The organism is Methylophaga muralis, assembly GCF_001720165.1.
Classification (GTDB): domain Bacteria; phylum Pseudomonadota; class Gammaproteobacteria; order Nitrosococcales; family Methylophagaceae; genus Methylophaga; species Methylophaga muralis.
Map to the genome: position 1 here is coordinate 13,202 of NZ_MCRI01000014.1, position 17,268 is coordinate 30,469.

General features: G+C 45.0%; 18 protein-coding genes. 14 read left to right on the forward strand and 4 right to left on the reverse strand.

What is annotated here, in order from left to right; translation table 11 throughout:
- Positions 1-3 precede the first annotated feature (3 nt).
- From A9E74_RS07445 to olsF, 11 genes are all read left to right on the forward strand, one after another.
- The gene (locus A9E74_RS07445; RefSeq protein ID WP_069296011.1) at positions 4-645 is read left to right on the forward strand and encodes a riboflavin synthase; all 642 of its coding nucleotides are present in this window, start codon (positions 4-6) and stop codon (positions 643-645) included.
- The gene (gene ribBA, locus A9E74_RS07450) at positions 645-1,751 is read left to right on the forward strand and encodes a bifunctional 3,4-dihydroxy-2-butanone-4-phosphate synthase/GTP cyclohydrolase II (RefSeq protein ID WP_069296012.1); all 1,107 of its coding nucleotides are present in this window, start codon (positions 645-647) and stop codon (positions 1,749-1,751) included. The genes A9E74_RS07445 and ribBA overlap by 1 nt, the downstream gene beginning before the upstream one ends.
- Before the next feature lie 9 nt (positions 1,752-1,760).
- Positions 1,761-2,897: a lipid-A-disaccharide synthase gene (lpxB, locus tag A9E74_RS07455; protein WP_069296013.1), complete on the forward strand. Its 1,137-nt coding sequence runs from the start codon at positions 1,761-1,763 to the stop codon at positions 2,895-2,897.
- On the forward strand, positions 2,894-3,466 hold the full coding sequence (gene rnhB, locus A9E74_RS07460) for a ribonuclease HII (protein ID WP_069296014.1): 573 nt from the start codon (positions 2,894-2,896) through the stop codon (positions 3,464-3,466). The genes lpxB and rnhB overlap by 4 nt, the downstream gene beginning before the upstream one ends.
- A gap of 51 nt (positions 3,467-3,517) precedes the next feature.
- Complete coding sequence (gene pcnB / locus A9E74_RS07465) at positions 3,518-4,891, forward strand: polynucleotide adenylyltransferase PcnB (protein WP_069296015.1); 1,374 nt, start codon at positions 3,518-3,520, stop codon at positions 4,889-4,891.
- The gene (gene folK, locus A9E74_RS07470; RefSeq protein WP_069296016.1) at positions 4,891-5,379 is read left to right on the forward strand and encodes a 2-amino-4-hydroxy-6-hydroxymethyldihydropteridine diphosphokinase; all 489 of its coding nucleotides are present in this window, start codon (positions 4,891-4,893) and stop codon (positions 5,377-5,379) included. The genes pcnB and folK overlap by 1 nt, the downstream gene beginning before the upstream one ends.
- Complete coding sequence (locus A9E74_RS07475; RefSeq protein WP_069296017.1) at positions 5,376-6,035, forward strand: deoxynucleoside kinase; 660 nt, start codon at positions 5,376-5,378, stop codon at positions 6,033-6,035. The genes folK and A9E74_RS07475 overlap by 4 nt, the downstream gene beginning before the upstream one ends.
- Positions 6,032-6,826 carry a 3-methyl-2-oxobutanoate hydroxymethyltransferase gene (gene panB, locus A9E74_RS07480; protein WP_069296018.1) on the forward strand — a complete coding sequence of 265 codons (795 nt, stop codon included), beginning with the start codon at positions 6,032-6,034 and terminating at the stop codon, positions 6,824-6,826. The genes A9E74_RS07475 and panB overlap by 4 nt, the downstream gene beginning before the upstream one ends.
- Positions 6,826-7,677, forward strand: coding sequence for a pantoate--beta-alanine ligase (gene panC, locus A9E74_RS07485; protein ID WP_069296019.1), 852 nt, complete (start codon positions 6,826-6,828; stop codon positions 7,675-7,677). Before panB ends, panC begins: the two co-directional genes overlap by 1 nt.
- Positions 7,678-7,728: 51 nt before the next feature.
- Complete coding sequence (panD, locus tag A9E74_RS07490; protein ID WP_069296020.1) at positions 7,729-8,109, forward strand: aspartate 1-decarboxylase; 381 nt, start codon at positions 7,729-7,731, stop codon at positions 8,107-8,109.
- 117 nt (positions 8,110-8,226) lie between these two features.
- Complete coding sequence (olsF, locus tag A9E74_RS07495; RefSeq protein ID WP_069296021.1) at positions 8,227-9,942, forward strand: bifunctional ornithine lipid synthase OlsF; 1,716 nt, start codon at positions 8,227-8,229, stop codon at positions 9,940-9,942.
- On the opposite strand, the gene A9E74_RS07500 is transcribed toward olsF, so the two are convergent.
- Together A9E74_RS07500 and A9E74_RS07505 are read right to left on the reverse strand one after the other, a co-directional pair.
- On the reverse strand, positions 9,939-10,403 hold the full coding sequence (locus A9E74_RS07500; protein WP_069296022.1) for a YchJ family protein: 465 nt from the start codon (positions 10,401-10,403) through the stop codon (positions 9,939-9,941). The two genes, olsF and A9E74_RS07500, sit on opposite strands and share 4 nt — an antisense overlap.
- The gene (locus A9E74_RS07505) at positions 10,403-11,206 is read right to left on the reverse strand and encodes an NAD(P)H-binding protein (RefSeq protein WP_245652097.1); all 804 of its coding nucleotides are present in this window, start codon (positions 11,204-11,206) and stop codon (positions 10,403-10,405) included. The genes A9E74_RS07500 and A9E74_RS07505 overlap by 1 nt, the downstream gene beginning before the upstream one ends.
- Positions 11,207-11,313: 107 nt before the next feature.
- On the opposite strand from A9E74_RS07505, the gene A9E74_RS07510 reads away from it, so the two are divergent.
- From A9E74_RS07510 to A9E74_RS07520, 3 genes are all read left to right on the forward strand, one after another.
- Positions 11,314-14,043, forward strand: a complete 2,730-nt coding sequence (locus A9E74_RS07510; protein ID WP_069296023.1) for a cation-transporting P-type ATPase — start codon at positions 11,314-11,316, stop codon at positions 14,041-14,043.
- Positions 14,044-14,589: a hypothetical protein gene (locus tag A9E74_RS07515; RefSeq protein WP_245652098.1), complete on the forward strand. Its 546-nt coding sequence runs from the start codon at positions 14,044-14,046 to the stop codon at positions 14,587-14,589.
- A gap of 72 nt (positions 14,590-14,661) precedes the next feature.
- Complete coding sequence (locus A9E74_RS07520) at positions 14,662-15,690, forward strand: CNNM domain-containing protein (protein WP_069296024.1); 1,029 nt, start codon at positions 14,662-14,664, stop codon at positions 15,688-15,690.
- Between the two features lies 1 nt (position 15,691).
- Here the strand turns inward: A9E74_RS07520 and A9E74_RS07525 are convergent, their stop codons facing one another.
- A complete protein-coding gene (locus A9E74_RS07525; RefSeq protein ID WP_176718911.1) occupies positions 15,692-16,717 on the reverse strand; it encodes a hypothetical protein in 1,026 nt (341 codons plus the stop codon).
- Entirely contained in the window at positions 16,627-17,259 is a 633-nt protein-coding gene (locus tag A9E74_RS07530) for a hypothetical protein (protein ID WP_069296026.1), read from the reverse strand. The genes A9E74_RS07525 and A9E74_RS07530 overlap by 91 nt, the downstream gene beginning before the upstream one ends.
- Positions 17,260-17,268: the final 9 nt, after the last annotated feature.

Genomic DNA, 17,268 nt, shown 5'->3' on the forward strand with positions numbered 1-17,268 from the left:
TTCATGTTCACAGGTATTATTGCGGCTGTAGGTCAGCTCAAATCTCTGCAATCGGTAGGTGGTGATATCCGCTTGCATATTGACTCTGCGAAGTTGGATCTTAACGACGTCAAGCTCGGAGATAGCATTGCGGTCAATGGTGTGTGTTTAACTGTAGTCGAAATGGCGAGCAGAAGTTTACAGTTTGATGTGTCTCAAGAAACACTGCAGCGTACCAGTCTGGGACAATTAAAAACGGGTAGTGAAGCCAATCTTGAGAAAGCCCTTGCCGTTGGCGATCGGTTAGGTGGTCATATGGTTAGCGGGCATGTTGATGGTTTGGGTGAAGTGATCAGTAAAACGGCTTCGGCGCGTTCCTGGCAATATAAGATAAAAGTCCCTGCAGAACTGGAGCGTTATATCGCAGAAAAAGGGTCAATTACCATTGATGGGGTTAGTCTGACAGTCAATGGCGTTTTTGATGGTGGGTTTGATATTAATATCATTCCACATACACTTGAAGAGACGATCATTAAACATTATCAAACTGGTACCAAGGTCAATCTGGAAGTAGATTTGATTGCCCGTTATCTCGAGCGTTTGCTACCTCAGACCGGCTCTAACATCAGCCGGGACTTCCTTACACAACATGGTTATATCCGTTAATGCAAATCAATAGTACTCAAGAGATCATTGATGATCTGAAACAAGGCAAAATGGTCATCATCATGGATGACGAAGATCGCGAAAATGAAGGTGATTTAGTGATGGCCGCTGATAAGGTAACTGCTGAAGCAGTTAACTTTATGGCTAAATTCGGTCGTGGACTGATTTGTCTGACTTTGACTGAAGATCGTTGCCGTCAATTACGTCTGCCATTAATGGTCACCGATAATCAAACACCGTATGCCACCAATTTCACCGTTTCAATTGAAGCCGCTGAAGGGGTAACAACTGGGATATCTGCCGCTGACCGTGCATTAACGATTCAAAAAGCAGTGGCTACGCAAGCCAAGCCCGAGGATTTGGTTCAGCCGGGACATATTTTTCCGTTAAAAGCCCAGCCAGGTGGGGTATTAACCCGTGCCGGACATACAGAGGCCGGTTGCGATCTAGCACATCTGGCGGGTTGTACACCTGCAGCAGTCATTGTTGAGATCCTCAATGATGATGGCACCATGGCGCGGCGCCCGGATTTGGAGATTTTTGCTGAAACCCATCAGCTTAAAATCGGCACCATCGCAGATTTAATCAGCTACCGTCTACAAAATGAAATGACCATTAAAGCCATGTCGACCTGTAATTTTCCGACAGAATATGGTGATTTCACCTTGCACAGCTATCAGGATGATGTAAACAGCCAAACCCATTTGGCTCTGGTTTACGGTGATATCGATGCCGAACAGGAAACATTGGTGCGGGTGCATATGGCTGATCCATTGGGTGATTTACTGGCATCAAAACGTGAACCGACACATTGGCCTTTGCCGGATGTGATGCGCCGAATTCAGCAGGCTGGTAAAGGCGTATTAGTAGTATTGCGGCAACCAGAACAAAATAAGCAACTGGCGGCTAAAATTGCTCGATACCAGCAGCAAGATCAAGGTGAAGCCGCACCATTCAAAGCCAGTTGGGATTTAAGAACCTTTGGCGTAGGCGCACAGATTTTAGCGGATTTGGGTGTGCGTAAAATGCGCGTGATCGGCACCCCAACTAAACTAACGGGTGTCTCTGGCTTTGGTTTGGAATTAACCGGCTACCTAGAAGATTGAATATAACCGGTGAATAAGCATATTTATATTGTTGCTGGAGAAGCATCGGGCGAAGCACATGCTGCCCGCTTGGTCAGCGCATTAAAAAAACAGCAACCTGCTATTTATATCACTGGAATCGGTGGTGAAAAAATGCGGGCGGCTGGTGCCGATATCAATATCGATTTTGCAGAACTTGCGGTGATGGGTTTAGTGGAAGTCATCAAACGCTATCCCAAAATTAAAGGCATTTTTAATCAGGTCGTAGCCGAGTTACGCCGCCAACCACCCGATTTACTTATTCTGGTGGATTATCCCGGCTTCAATCTGAAACTGGCTAAACAAGCTAAAAAACTCGGTATTAAAGTGCTGTATTACATCAGCCCGAAAATCTGGGCCTGGCGAGCGGGGCGAATCGAGCAAATCAAACGCGATGTTGACCATATGGCGGTGTTGTTTCCATTTGAACAGGATATATACCAGGCCGCTGGGGTGGCTGTAACTTGTGTCGGGCACCCGTTAGTCGATGCAGTTCAGACAGGGCTTACCCAGAAAACCGCACGAGAGAAATTTGCTCTGGATAAAGCTGTTCGAGTGATTGGTTTGTTTCCCGGTAGCCGGCGTAGTGAAATTTCAGCTTTACTACCAGTAATGTTGGAAGCGGCTGAGCGGATCCAGAAACGCCATTTTCCGATTCAGATAGTGATCCCTCAAGCTGCGGGAATTGATGAAACCTACCTGCAACAGTTTGTAGCAGGCTCACCGTTACGCATTAGCATTATTAAAGACGACTTTTACGAGGTTATTAGAGCTTGTGATGCCATCGTGGCTGCTTCAGGCACCGTAACGCTGGAAATTGCATTGATAGGTGTGCCGCATTTTATTACCTACAAAGTTTCACCATGGAGTTATCGAATCCTGAAACGGCTGGTGAAAATTCCTTATGTAGGATTATGCAATATTGTGACGCAGCAGCCGGTCATTAAAGAATTACTGCAAGATGAAGTCACTGCCGTTCGGCTGGAACAGCAGTTAATGGATTTGCTGACACATCCCCAACGAATGCAGCACGCTGAGCAAATCCGTCAACAGGTGCTTAATGCGCTTGGACCGAGTGGCGGGGCAGATAATGCTGCTGAGCTTGTGCTGAGATTACTTTCTAAATGAGTGTGATCGCGTTAATTGCCGGTATAGATGAAGTCGGAAGAGGCCCATTAGCCGGCCCCGTGGTTACCGCTGCTGTGGTTCTGGATCCTGGTAAACCCATTCATGGTCTGACGGATTCTAAAAAACTCAGTGAAAAACGTCGAGAACAGCTGGTGCCAATGATTGAGCAATATGCTTATGCATGGGCGCTTGGCAGGGCGGAAGTGGAAGAAATTGATCAGTTAAATATCCTGCAAGCCAGTTTGCTGGCGATGCAACGTGCAGTGGCTGCTTTGCCTTTCGCTCTTGAGCATGCCCTGGTTGATGGCAATCATGCACCAAATTTGAATTGCCCAGTCACCACGATCATTAAAGGTGATTTGAGCGAGCCGGCCATCGCTGCTGCTTCAATATTAGCCAAAGTGGCCAGGGATCGTGAAATGTTGGTCTTGGATCAACTTTATCCCGGCTATGGACTGGCAAAACACAAAGGCTATCCGACCGCACAGCACCAACAAGCATTACTGGAGCTTGGACCATCCCCCATTCATCGGCGGTCATTTGCACCAGTTCGCCGGGCCATAAGATAAATTTATGCATTTTCCAGTTATCGCTTACAAGCATGGTATTATTCGCACCTTATGCTGTCGATAAACTCACTCATTAACTCAATCAAACGGATCAAAGCCGGCAAAAAAAGCCGCGCAGCAGCCGAGGGAGCCGCACCACTCATCGTGCCGCGCTCAGACCATAATATTTCCCGCGACCTCATCAGCCCCAGTGCGTTAAAAGTACTTTATACCCTTAAAGATGCCGGGTTTGAGGCATATCTAGTGGGTGGCTGTGTCCGCGATTTATTACTTGGCTATGAACCTAAAGATTTTGATATCACCACCAATGCATTGCCGGAACAAGTCCACCGTTTATTTCGCCGTAGTCAGCTAATTGGTCGGCGATTTAAACTGGTTCATGTGCGTTTTGGTCGTGATGAAATTATTGAAGTAGCCACATTCCGTGCACCACCTGAAGCCAAAAATCATGTCGATGATCAAGGCCGGATCATGCAGGATAATGTTTACGGCACATTAGAACAGGATGCCTGGCGGCGAGATTTCACCATTAATGCGCTTTATTACAACATCCGTGATTTTTCGATTGTGGATTACACCGGTGGCATCGCCGATCTGCAAGCGGGTCTGATTCAGTTAATTGGTGATAAACCGGTTCGCTATCGTGAAGATCCTGTCAGAATGCTGCGGGCTTTGCGTTTTATGGCCAAGTTGGGTCTCAAACTGGAAGCCGAAACCGAACAGTTGATTGTTGATTTAGCACCCTTGCTCGGCGATATTCCTCCGGCCAGACTATTTGATGAAACCTTAAAGCTTTACTTAAGTGGACAGGCTGCTGTTACTCACGAGCTGCTTTGTCACTATGGTGTGTTTGATCATCTTTATCCACAAACTGCAGCGTTGTTACATCAGGAAAAAGACGGTTATCCACGAACTTTGTTGATGAAAGCGCTGGAGAATACCGATAAACGACTGGCTGATAATAAACCAGTCACACCGGCATTTTTGTTCGCCGCCTTATTGTGGGAACCGCTGCGGCAACGCTGGCTGCAGTTAAGCAAGGACATGCCGGAAATTCCAGCGATGCAGCGTGCGGCCGGAGAAGTTTTAACCGAGCAGATTCAAATCGTGGCAATACCCAAACGTTTCAGTCTGGTCACCCGTGATATCTGGACCATGCAACCAAGATTGACTCGTCGTCAGGGCAAACGTGCCTTTGCTTTACTATTGCATCCAAAATTCCGCGCAGGATATGACTTTCTTGCTTTGCGAGCCCAATCTGGTGAACCACTACAGGAACTGACGGATTGGTGGACTACCTTTCAGCAGGCCTCTGCAACCACTCAGTCTGATATGGTGAGTGCTTTGGGGACTGGTGGAGAAGCAGAAAAACGCAAACCACGTCGTCGCCGCCGTCGTAAACCAGTTATAAAAAAAGTGGAATAATGCTCGCTTATATTGGACTCGGCAGTAATCTGGAAAACCCACTGCAACAGATTAAAACTGCTATAGATGATCTGCAGTCTTTAGCTGATATCAACATCGTCTCAGTCTCTTCGTTATATCAGAGCCCGCCAATGGGCCCGGCAGATCAACCTGATTACATCAATGCCGTTTTGGCGTTGGAAACCAGTCTCAATCCCCATCAGTTATTAGACGCCTTACAATCTGTAGAACAATTACATGGTCGAGTACGAAAGCGTCATTGGGGAGAGCGAACTTTGGATTTGGATATCTTGCTCTATGGTGATCAAATATTGGATGATGAACGACTGAAAATTCCCCATCCCGGCATGCATGAACGGGCTTTTGTGTTATATCCGTTAGCTGAAATTGCACCAGATATCGAAATCCCGTGTATTGGAACATTGCAGAAAATCTTGCCATCATGCCCGCAAGGTGATTTACAACAAGTGGAACAGATTAGCTTATGAAAACATTGCCACATCGTTATATTGTTGTTGAAGGTCCGATTGGTGTCGGCAAAACCCATCTGGTTAAACGAATTGCCGAGAGTTTTTCTGGCAATACCTTGTTGGAAGCACCAGAACAAAATCCGTTTTTGGAACGTTATTATCTACATCCTAAACAATCAGCATTACCGACTCAACTGAGCTTTTTGATGCAACGCGTTAAATTAGCCAAGACCTTGCAGCAGGATGATTTATTTACCTCGTTGCATGTCGCTGATTTTATGCTGGAAAAAGATCGATTATTCGCGCAAATCTCGCTCGATGATGATGAGCTGGCGTTATATAACATGGTATATGAAAATCTTACCCTGCATCATCGGACGCCTGATCTGGTAATTTATCTGCAAGCCTCCTTACCAACATTGAAAACTCGAATTGCTCAACGCGGTATCAGCTATGAACAGCATGTAGAAGACGCTTACCTTAAACGTCTGGCAGATTCTTATGCGGATTTTTTCCACTATTACGATGCCTCACCATTATTGATTGTTAATGCAGAGCAGATTGACCTGGTGAAGAGTGAAGCCGATTATCAACAGCTGTTAGATCAAATCTTAACCATTCAAAGTGGTCGGCAATATTACAATCCACTGCCGGTGAAAGAGAAAAAAGCATGAGCCGTCTGAGCCTGAATCAGCTGCGTAAAATGAAGGCCGAGAAAAATAAAATCGCGGTTTTGACTGCCTATGACGCAAGCTTTAGCCATGTACTGGAGCAGGCTGGTGTCGATATCGTTCTGGTTGGTGATTCTTTGGGTATGGTAATTCAAGGTCAGGAAAGTACTTTGCCAGTCACCGTAGATCATATGATCTACCACACTGCTAATGTTATTCGTGGCAGTGATCGTTTATTTGTAATCACTGATATGCCTTTTATGAGTTACGCCAATATTGATCAGGCGTTGCATAATGCTGCGCGTTTGATGGCTGAAGGCGGCGCACAGATGATTAAACTGGAAGGTGGAGCGGAGCTGGTTGAATTAATCGCTGCTTTAACACAGCGTGGTATTCCTGTTTGTGGTCATCTCGGTTTATTGCCCCAGTCGGTTCATAAGTTGGGCGGTTATTTGGTTCAGGGAAGAGAGGCTTCTGCAGCAGAGAAAATCCTGCAGGATGCGATCAGTCTCGAAGAAGCCGGAGCCGATATGCTGGTGTTGGAATGTGTGCCCGCCGAACTGGCTAAAAAAATCAGTGAAGCACTTTCCATTCCAGTGATTGGCATTGGTGCTGGTGCCGATTGTGATGGACAGGTTTTGGTGTTGTACGACATGCTGGGCATTACTCCCGGCAAACGTCCACGATTCAGCCATGACTTTCTTGCTGATTGTGGTCATATCCCCGCGGCAGTAAGTCGCTATGTTGAAGCCGTCAAAAACGGTGATTTCCCCACTGCTGAGCAACAATATTAATGCAAATTGTTGAGTCGATTCTGAGCCTGCGAGGCCAGATAAAAACCTGGCGTACTGCCGGCGAAACCATTGCTTTTGTTCCTACCATGGGAAATCTGCATGACGGACATATTTCACTAGTCAAAAAAGCGCAGACTCTGGCAGACAAAGTGGTGGTCAGTATTTTTGTTAATCCATTGCAGTTTGATGACAAGCAGGATTTAGCCAGATATCCACGTACCTTGCAGGATGATGTGAAAAAGTTGATGCAGGCTGGCTGTAATCTGCTGTTTACTCCCGATGCTGATGTAATGTATCCCCAAGGTTTTGAGTTCCACACCTTTATTCATGTACCCGGTATGGATGACAAACTTTGTGGATTGGAACGGCCAGGGCACTTTGATGGTGTGGCCACAGTGGTCACCAAACTATTCAATATGGTGCAAGCTGATGTCGCAGTGTTTGGTGAAAAAGATTATCAGCAGCTATTATTGATTCAAAAACTGGTCAGTGATTTGAACCTGCCAGTGAAAATTGTAGGCGCACCAATAGTTAGAGAAGAGAACGGTTTGGCGATGAGTTCTCGGAACCAGCATTTAAGTGATGCTCAAAAACAACAGGCAGCAACCTTATATGCAAGTTTGCTTGAGCTTAAACAGCAGTTGATGTTGGGAGTTGAAAAATCGGCTTTACTGCAACAATTTCATCTCAACCTGACAGAAGCTGGCTTTACGCTGGACTATATTGATATTCGCCGAGCAGAGGATCTGCAAATAGTCGATCTGGCGGTGGATAAAGAATTGCGTTTGCTGGCGGCAGGGCGGCTGGGCAGTGTACGCTTGATTGACAATATTGCCTGCAACCTTGCTTGAAAATTCTTAAAAAGCGATAATACACGGCTTACTGACGGAAATTTGCCTGCTATGCATCTGACACTGTTAAAAGCTAAATTACATCGTGCCTGTGTGACCCATTCCGAACTGGAATATGAGGGCTCATGTGCGATTGATGGCAAATTACTCGAAGCCGCCGGCATTCACGAGTACGAACAAATCCATATTTATAACGTCGCTAATGGCGAACGGTTTGTCACTTATGCGATTCGTGCTGAAGATGGCTCCAATATCATTTCAGTGAATGGTGCTGCGGCCCATAAAGCCTCCCCCGGTGATCGCATTATTATTTGTGCATATACCGCTATGGATGCTGAAGAAGTAAAAAGCTTCAAACCGACGCTGGTCTATCTGAATGAAAATAATGATATTACCCATATGCGTCATGCCATTCCCGTTCAAGCGGCCTAATTAAAACCCTTCAAATTTAACGGTTTGCCAGGCTGTCATCGAACAGTCATCAAACCGTTATTTTTTTGTCATATGTGTTCTCTAGACTTTGTAGCATGAAGTTACCAGAGAATATGTATGCTCAATATTGAACAAGCCGTTCAACAAAAATTTCCCAACTTTCAACATCAAAAACCCTGGGTCAAAATCCCAACTTTGGGGTTCCTCCGTAAGATTACCCACGAACAAGAAGTCAATCGTTTCCTTGAACAGCACAAGCAGCTTGAAGGATTTGATTTCATTGATGAAGTGCTGGATTACTTCAATTTCAGTTACAGCATCAATCATCGTCACCGCAATAATATTCCTGCTACTGGTCGTGTGGTTATTGTCGCTAATCACCCGTTAGGGGCTTTGGATGGCTTGTGTTTATTAAAGCTGGTGGGTGAAGTGCGACGTGACGTCAAAATCGTCGCTAACGACATGTTGCTGAATTTTTCAGCATTAAGTTCATTATTTCTCCCGGTTGATAATCTTTCCAAATCCACCCGTAAAAGCAGTGTCGCTCGAATAGTAGAATGCCTGAATAATGATGAGGCTGTGATTGTGTTTCCTGCCGGCGAAGTTTCACGTATCCGTCCAGGTGGTGTACGGGATGGTAAATGGAACAGCGGTTTTTTAAATTTTGCCAAAAAAACGCAGGCTCCCATTTTGCCGATATATGTTGAAGCCAGAAATTCTTCACTGTTTTACAGTGCATCAATGGTTTATAAACCGTTATCCGGCATGATGCTGGCGCATGAAATGTTCAATAAAAATTCCAAAACTATTGGCATGCGAGTTGGAGAGCCGATTGCTTATCAGCAAATTGAGCAGTTACCTTTAATCAAAGCCGAAAAGGCCAAGTTATTACGTCGCCATTTGTATCGACTGGCGAAAGGAAAAAAGCCACTGTTTGTTACCGAGCAAACTATTGCTCATCCACAGGAACGTCGGGCGATTAAAAAGGAATTGCAGCAAGCCGAATTGTTAGGTGAAACGGCTGATAACAAAAAGATTTATCTTTTTGATTATCAAGCGAATTCAGCAGTGATACAAGAAATTGGCCGGCTGCGGGAAATCACCTTTAGACAGGTAGGCGAAGGAACCGGTAAAAAGCGTGACATTGATCATTATGATCGTGATTACCGGCATTTAATTCTCTGGGATGAGCAGGAGCTGGAGATTGCCGGTGCTTATCGAATTGGTGAAGTCGCACGTATCATGGCTGCTGGTCGTGATATTTATACCAGTGAACTGTTTAAGTTTAACCCGGCGATGCAGCAGTATTTTCCGGTGAGTATTGAATTAGGTCGTAGTTTTGTCAGCCCTAAATACTGGGGTAAGCGCAGTTTGGATTATCTGTGGTATGGCATTGGTGCATATCTAAAACGTTATCCAGAGATCCGTTATCTGTTTGGACCGGTCAGCCTGAGCAATACCTATCCTGATTTTGCCAAGGCGTTGATTGTCACTTTTTATCAAAAACATTTTGCTGATGCAGAAACACTGGCAAGCGCCAGAGTGCCCTATCTGTTTGATACTGAGATACAGCAGCGGGTTAATGCAACTTTAGTTCATCAAGATGCTGACACTGACTTTACCGCGATGCGTGAACAATTGGCTCATATGAATGTGAGTGTGCCAACGCTGTATAAACAGTATGCCGATATTTGTGAGCCGAGTGGGGTACGGTTTATTGATTTTAATATCGATGCCAATTTCGGCAACTGTATCGATGGTTTGGTAATGGTGGATTTGCATCAGTTAAAACCTGCCAAACGTAAACGTTATTTGGGTGAATCAAACGTTTAAGACTGCCCATGACAGCGTTTAAGTTTTTTGCCACTGCCACAAACACAGTTATCGTTACGACCAAGTTTTATCGGTGGTAAAAACTCGCCATCCACATAAAACCATTGGCCTTGTTGTCGACTGAATCGGGAGCGTTCGTGTAACTGTCCGATAGGTTTATCTATATAAAAGGCAATAAACTCGACTTCCGCCTCATCATCAGTTTCAGCGTGATCGACAATGGTTAAACCTAACCACTGCGTGGTTTCCATAGTTTGCTGCAAATTAAGCAAATCATCCGGTTGTCGTTGCGATGGGTGCAATGTCGCCTGTAAATAGCTGACATTGTGCATTACAAAGGCGCTGTAGCGAGAACGCATTAATTGCTCAGCTTTAATTGCAACCTGCTTGCCTTGATGCAGCAAGCCACAACACTCTTCATACACTGATCCACTTTGGCAAGGACAAAGTTGTTTTTCCATTAGAAAGCAATCTTCATTAAATCAGGGTGTTGAAAGCGATAGTTTAATTTGTTTTTAACTTTTTGATTGCTGATGATTTTGTACTTTATATCGCTTTCGATATCAAATTCAGGTGGCGATAGACCCATTAATTGCCTTGCATAACTGTAAAATTCACGTTTGCTGGGGTGGGTCTCTGCACAGCCATTAAAGATTTCTCCCCAGGCTTCCTGTTGCAAAATGGCATCGATAATACCCAGGCAATCATTCAGGTGAATCAGATTCACCGGCGCATCGGCTTGTGGCACACTGCGACCATTACGAAAAAATCTGCCGGGATGGCGACGTTCATCAATCAAACCACTAAACCGTAAGATGGTTGTTTCAAAATTCTTATTAGTTTGAAACAGCTGTTCAATTTGCCATAACTCGCTATCGTGATTCTCAGCCTGTTCGTCTTCAGTAACTTCGCGGTTAAGATTCTGGTAAACCGAGGTTGAACTGATAAACAAGACCTTTTGAATTGGTGACGTTTCAATTTGCTGAATAAGCCTGGCAAAGCCGCTGATGTTTTTCGAGGTGATGTTGATAATCAGAATGTCAGCCTGTAAAAATTCACCGCTTTCAGCTAATTCATCAATATCAACGATAAACGCGCTGGCACCGCTAGAGGCAATTTCGCTGAAGCGATCATTATGGCGTGTCGAAGCTTTTACGCTAAAACCTTGTTTATAAAATTGAGTTGCGAGCGGTAAGCCCAACCAGCCGCTGCCTAAAATACTGATAGTGTTAATAACGCTTTCCTTTATTGAAAAATCAATCAATATGCCTATTGTGCAGCTTGATACAGATCAAAGGAAACCTCTAAGTCTCTTAGGCTTTACTGTAAAACGCGTTATGCTAAGGCTATAGCTGTTTTAAGGAGTGACCAATGAAGCAAGACATGCAGAGCCAACCCTTTGAAAAATTATGGCATCAGCTTACTTCAGAGGAAAGTTTGTCTGAACTTGATAGCGATAAACATGGTTTGGATTCTGAAACTGTTGAACAACGTTTGCAGCAGTTTGGTGCGAATCATTTACCCCGAGCTAAAGGTCGCTCCGCTATCGTCAGGCTGTTAGCGCAAATGCATAACTTACTGATTTATGTACTGCTTGGTGCGGCGTTTCTCACGGCTTTGCTGGGGCATTGGATAGATTTTTGGGTGATTCTGGCCGTCGTTATTTTAAATACCCTGATTGGATTTGTTCAGGAAGGAAAAGCCGAAAAAGCGTTGGATGCCATCAAAGACATGCTGGCACCGCATGCTACGGTAATTCGTAATGGGCATCGTCTGCGGATCGAGGCCGATAAGCTGGTTCCCGGTGACGTAGTTGTTTTGGAACCTGGTGATAAAGTGCCCGCTGATTTACGACTCTTCAGTGCAAAAGGTCTGCAAATTCAGGAAGCGGTGTTAACCGGTGAATCGGTCGCAGTGGAAAAACATCCCCAACCCGTAGCAAGTGATGCCGTATTAGGCGATCGTCTGTGTATGGCGTATTCAGGCACGTTAGTGACCTCTGGACAGGGACATGGTGTAGTTGTTGCGACCGGTGCACATACTGAAATTGGCCGTATCAGTGGCATGATTTCGGATATTGAAAACCTCACCACACCCTTATTACAACAAATTTCCGTATTTTCTCGTTGGCTGACGTTGGTGATCATGGTGATTGCCGCTTTGGTCTTTGCTTATGGTTATTGGCTTAATCAAACGCCGGCTATCGAGATGTTCATGATTGTGGTCGGTGTCGCTGTTGCAGGTATTCCAGAAGGATTGCCGGCTATATTGACTATTACCCTGGCAATCGGTGTACAACGCATGGCCAGTCGAAATGCGATTATCCGTCGCTTGCCTGCTGTAGAAACGCTGGGTGCGGTATCGATTATTTGTTCAGATAAAACCGGTACATTAACCCGTAACGAAATGACGGTATCCGCAGTAGTCAGCTCGGCGAATACCTATAGCATTAGCGGTGTCGGCTATTCTCCGGCAGGCGAAATTACTTTACAGGAGCAGGCCGTTGAGTTGGAACAACAGCCTACCTTAACAATGCTGCTGCGTTGTGCGGCGCTTTGCAATGACTCGACATTGAAGCGACGCGATGATGATTGGCTGGCTGAAGGCGATCCGATGGAAGCCGCCATGCTCACTGCAGCGTTAAAAGCGGATTTCACGCTGGAAGAGCTTAAACAGTTTTATCCACGGCGGGATGTTATCCCATTTGATACTGCACATCGGTTTATGGCGACATTGCATCATGATCACCAGGGGCATGATTTTATTGCTGTCAAAGGTGCACCGGAAAAATTGATTGAGTTATGTCAGTTGCAACGAACTGACAACGGTGATGAACCGGTCGATCAATCCTTTTGGCATGCGCAGATTGAAAAGATTGCAGCAGAAGGGCAGCGAGTGTTGGCCGTAGCCACTAAAACTGTTGCGCAACATTCCGGAGAGTTGCAATTTGCCGATTTAGATCAAGGGTTGGTGTTACTCGGTTTAATTGGATTGATTGACCCACCCCGAGAAGAGGCGATAACAGCTGTCAGTGAATGTCACAAGGCCGGCATTCAAGTGAAAATGATAACCGGCGATCATGCGGCTACGGCAAGTGCTATCGCTGCCAAACTGGGCTTGCGTTATACGGATACTGTTCTGACCGGACATGAACTGACACAGCTTAGTGATGCCGAGTTACAGCATGCGGTGAATCAAACAGATGTTTTTGCCCGAACAGCGCCGGAGCATAAGTTAAGGCTGGTCAGTGCCTTACAGGCGAATGGTCATGTTGTTGCGATGACTGGAGATGGGGTGAATGATGCTCCTGCATTGAAACGTGCAGATGTCGGTATTGCGATGGGTCATGGTGGCACTGAAGCGGCCAAGGAAGCCGCTGAGATGGTACTTGCGGATGATAATTTTGCGTCAATTGCCAAAGCAGTACGCGAAGGACGTACGGTTTATGACAACCTGAAAAAAGCCATCTTATTTTTATTGCCTATTAATGGTGGCGAGTCGTTAAGTATTATCGTAGCAGTCATGGCAGGCATGACATTACCGATTACCCCATTACAAATACTGTGGATCAATATGGTCAGCTCAATTGCCCTCGCATTATCGTTAGCGTTTGAACCGGGTGAAAAGAATGCCATGCATCGCCAACCACGCCAGCGTGATGAAAAAATGCTCTCGAGTTTTCTGGTCTGGCGAATCACTTTTGTGTCGTTACTATTTGTGATCGGCGTCTATGGCATGTTTCTATGGACCCAATCTCAAGGGGCATCTCTAGAACAATCCAGAACTTATGCGGTCAATACCTTGGTCGTTATGGAGGTGTTTTACTTATTTAATGTACGGTGTTTGAGCAGTGCTTCATGGTCAATCAAGCAATGGTTCACTTCATATATCGTATTTCTGTCAATTGGTTTGGTTATCATTTTGCAGCTGATATTTACCTATGCACCTTTTATGAATACGCTTTTTGAAACAACTCCTATTAGTTTAGGACATGGCATGGAGATTATTGCGGTAGGCATTGTCATGTATCTGATTTTAGAGATTGAAAAATGGTTGCGTCGCAGCATAACCAAAAAATATCAAACTGGAACTGCAAACTAAATGAAAAGTGATATTTCAATGAAAAAATTACTGTTGTGTTCTTTACTTGTGGTGAGCCCAGCTCATGCCAAAGGTATTTTTACTGAGGGTGATGAGCTGTTACTGCAAACCTCTGTCTGGACCAAACATTACAATCCAGAACCGGATCACAATAATCATCAGAAAATGATTAATCTTGAATATTATTTTAATGATGAAGTGAAGTTTTTCGTAAATCCAGAACAGACTAGTTGGCGAGATGATGTTCGCTGGTTAGTGGGCGGGGCGACATTTAAGAACAGTTATGATCAGCAAAGCACCTATGTTTATGGTGGTGGGCGTTATGATTATGCCTTAGGAGAAAACACCAAAGCTTATGCCAAACTGACGGCGGGCCTGCTGTATGGTTATCGCGGTGAATATAAGGACAAAATCCCTTTTAACAGTTTGGGGGTGGCGCCTGTTATTTTGCCAGCGGTAGGTGTGCAACACCGTAGAGTCAATCTGGAGTTGGTCCCTTTTGCTGCGGCGGGTGTAATGATTAACGCGGGTTTTTATTTTCGCTAATTTGTGTCGATATACAGTAACTTGCAGCCGGTGTATTATGATCGTCCCTTGTAACCGGAGCTTTTAAACCTCATGACTTTGCTTATCGCTTTTGCGGTACTTTCAATTTTAGTCTCATTTATTTGTTCAATTCTTGAAGCGGCTTTACTCTCTGTCACTCCTAGCTATATAGCGCAACAGAAAGAACACAAACCCAAACTCTACAGCCAGCTTAATCGACTCAAAGATAAAATCGATCAGCCACTAGCGGCTATTTTGACGCTAAACACGGTCGCCCATACTGTTGGTGCTCTGGGTGTCGGTGCGCAGGTGACGGTTGTTTTTGGCAATGGCTATCTTGGCATTGCTTCGGTCATTATGACGTTGTTGATCCTTATCCTTTCGGAAATTTTGCCTAAGACTATCGGTGCAAAATACTGGCGTAGTTTGGCTCCGGTGATGCCGCCTATTTTAAATGCGATGATCTGGTTGTTAAAACCATTTATCTGGGTATCAGATCAGATGATGAAACTAATTGGTGGCAAAGAACAACAAGGTGACATCCGCCTTGAAATCAAAGCTATGACCTCATTAGGTAAAGAATTGGGTGAGCTTGATGAGGATGAATCCCGAGTGATATCCAATATTCTGGATTTACATGAAATCCGCACACGAGACATTATGACTCCAAGAACAGTCTCGGAATATGTGGGGCCTGAAGAGACCATTGCTGAATTTATAGAGCGCTCCAACGAAGGACAGTTTTCACGTTATCCAGTATTGGATGTCAATGAATCGCCGTTAGGCGTTATTTTTCGTCGTGATGTGATTGGGGCTGATGAAGCAACTAAAGTTTCAGAAGTGATGAAGCCGATTGTAGTGGTGACCGATCAGAAAGATGTGGAGTCGGTAATGACTTTGCTGATGAAAGAGCGCCAGCATATGGCGGTTGTATATGATGAATATGGTAGCTGGTTAGGTATTGTGACCATGGAAGATATTTTTGAAACCATTATCGGTAAGTCGATTATGGACGAAACTGATGATATTCCGAATATGCGTCGCTATGCCAAAAAGCTCTGGGAAAAACGTCAGCGTCATTCAACGAATCAAACAAACTAAATCAACTTATTCGTTTTTTGATAAAAAATTTTAAGATCGTAACGACCAAACTAAAAAGACTCAATAAAATCAGCATAACAGGCCAGGGAATCGGATGTGGGGGAGGATTCACTGGCTCTGTTTGTTTGAGTGCAACAGGAATATCACGTTCTGCCAGTTCAATAGTGACCCAATCATCTCGATCTGCTGGGGCTGTTTCCAGATATTCGCTGAAACTGTAGATTGGTGCTCCACCCAAAACACGACTTGATGGAATTTGTGGAATCCGGACAAACCATATGGCTTCTATGGATTCTGCGAGTCTCTGTTCATATGCGGTTAAAGAGCGCGGAGATTCAGTGGCGGTTAACCGTAATAAATCCTCTCCTATGGCATCAAACGCAACCGCTGGTAACAACCGTGTCGTTTCAGTCGTCAGGTAGTCGTAAATCTGTCTGGCTGCATCCAGATCTGCTTCAGTTAGCGCTGTATAAAAATAAGCACCAATCGCCATGATATAACCGTTTATGCCACGGTGCGGCACTTTCCAACCCAAAGCCCGCAAAGTATCAATGGTGATTCCGGCACAGTTCGCATCGGCATGGTTATAAATAAAGTTATGCCGATAGAAATGGTTCATCACTTGATTAATGGACTGCTGAAATTCAGCAGCAGGTAGGCCATCTTTGAGCGTCGCAACCACCATGTAGGATGGGCGGTAATAGTTTTGACCAGCGTTTAAATCGGCCAGATAGTTATCCATTGGTGTCACAGCAGCGATGATTGCTTTCTCACTGACGGTATCCAGATTGTAAAAATTGGTTACTAACCAGTCATGGTAACTGCCATCAGCGTTAAATTGCCCAGTGACGCCAGCAAAATGGCCGGCTAATGCTTCATCATCGTCTCCCTGGGCACCATTCAGCATTAAACCGAATACGGCCTTACCGGCTGATTCTAAAGCGGCTCCTGGTTCACGTTCCCATAACAGACGGCTTTGATGTGGTAGCTCAACACCGCCATCGTCAGCCTGTACCAATGTTTGCAAATCCTCATCATGGTTGAGCGCCAAGAGTTGATAGTTGGTGATGGCAAAATCCAGCGGCCATACCGTTCGTGCAATGAACTCACCGTCAATGGATTTACCACGCAGACGAATATCTCGCTTTTTAAAGAACTCAGAAGTGTCCTGATTCCAGAATGAGCGATTTTCAGGGATCTTGGCAACGGTTTTAAACCGATTTTCTGTCCATCAGCTGTAATAATAGAATGACCTGAGTCATCAAAACTGGCCTGCTCGATTAAGTCAGGTGAAGCAATCCATATCGGTATGTCATCGTTAATTACCGGCAGCTCTTGCAACCATTTAGGTAACGTTACTGCAGAGGAGGGAGCTGTTCGAACCGGCGTAATGATTTCATTCTCGAAATACCATTTTGCTTGAGGTGAAAGATTACAAGATGCACAAGCACCACTGGTCAGTTGTAACTGAACCGTTTCTTCAGTGGCGGCATCAAAAAAGGTGATTGGCTGAGCATAGGCATAGCTGCTGCCCAGCCACAAAATCAGGGCGTGTGATAAAAATGACATGCGCAAAGC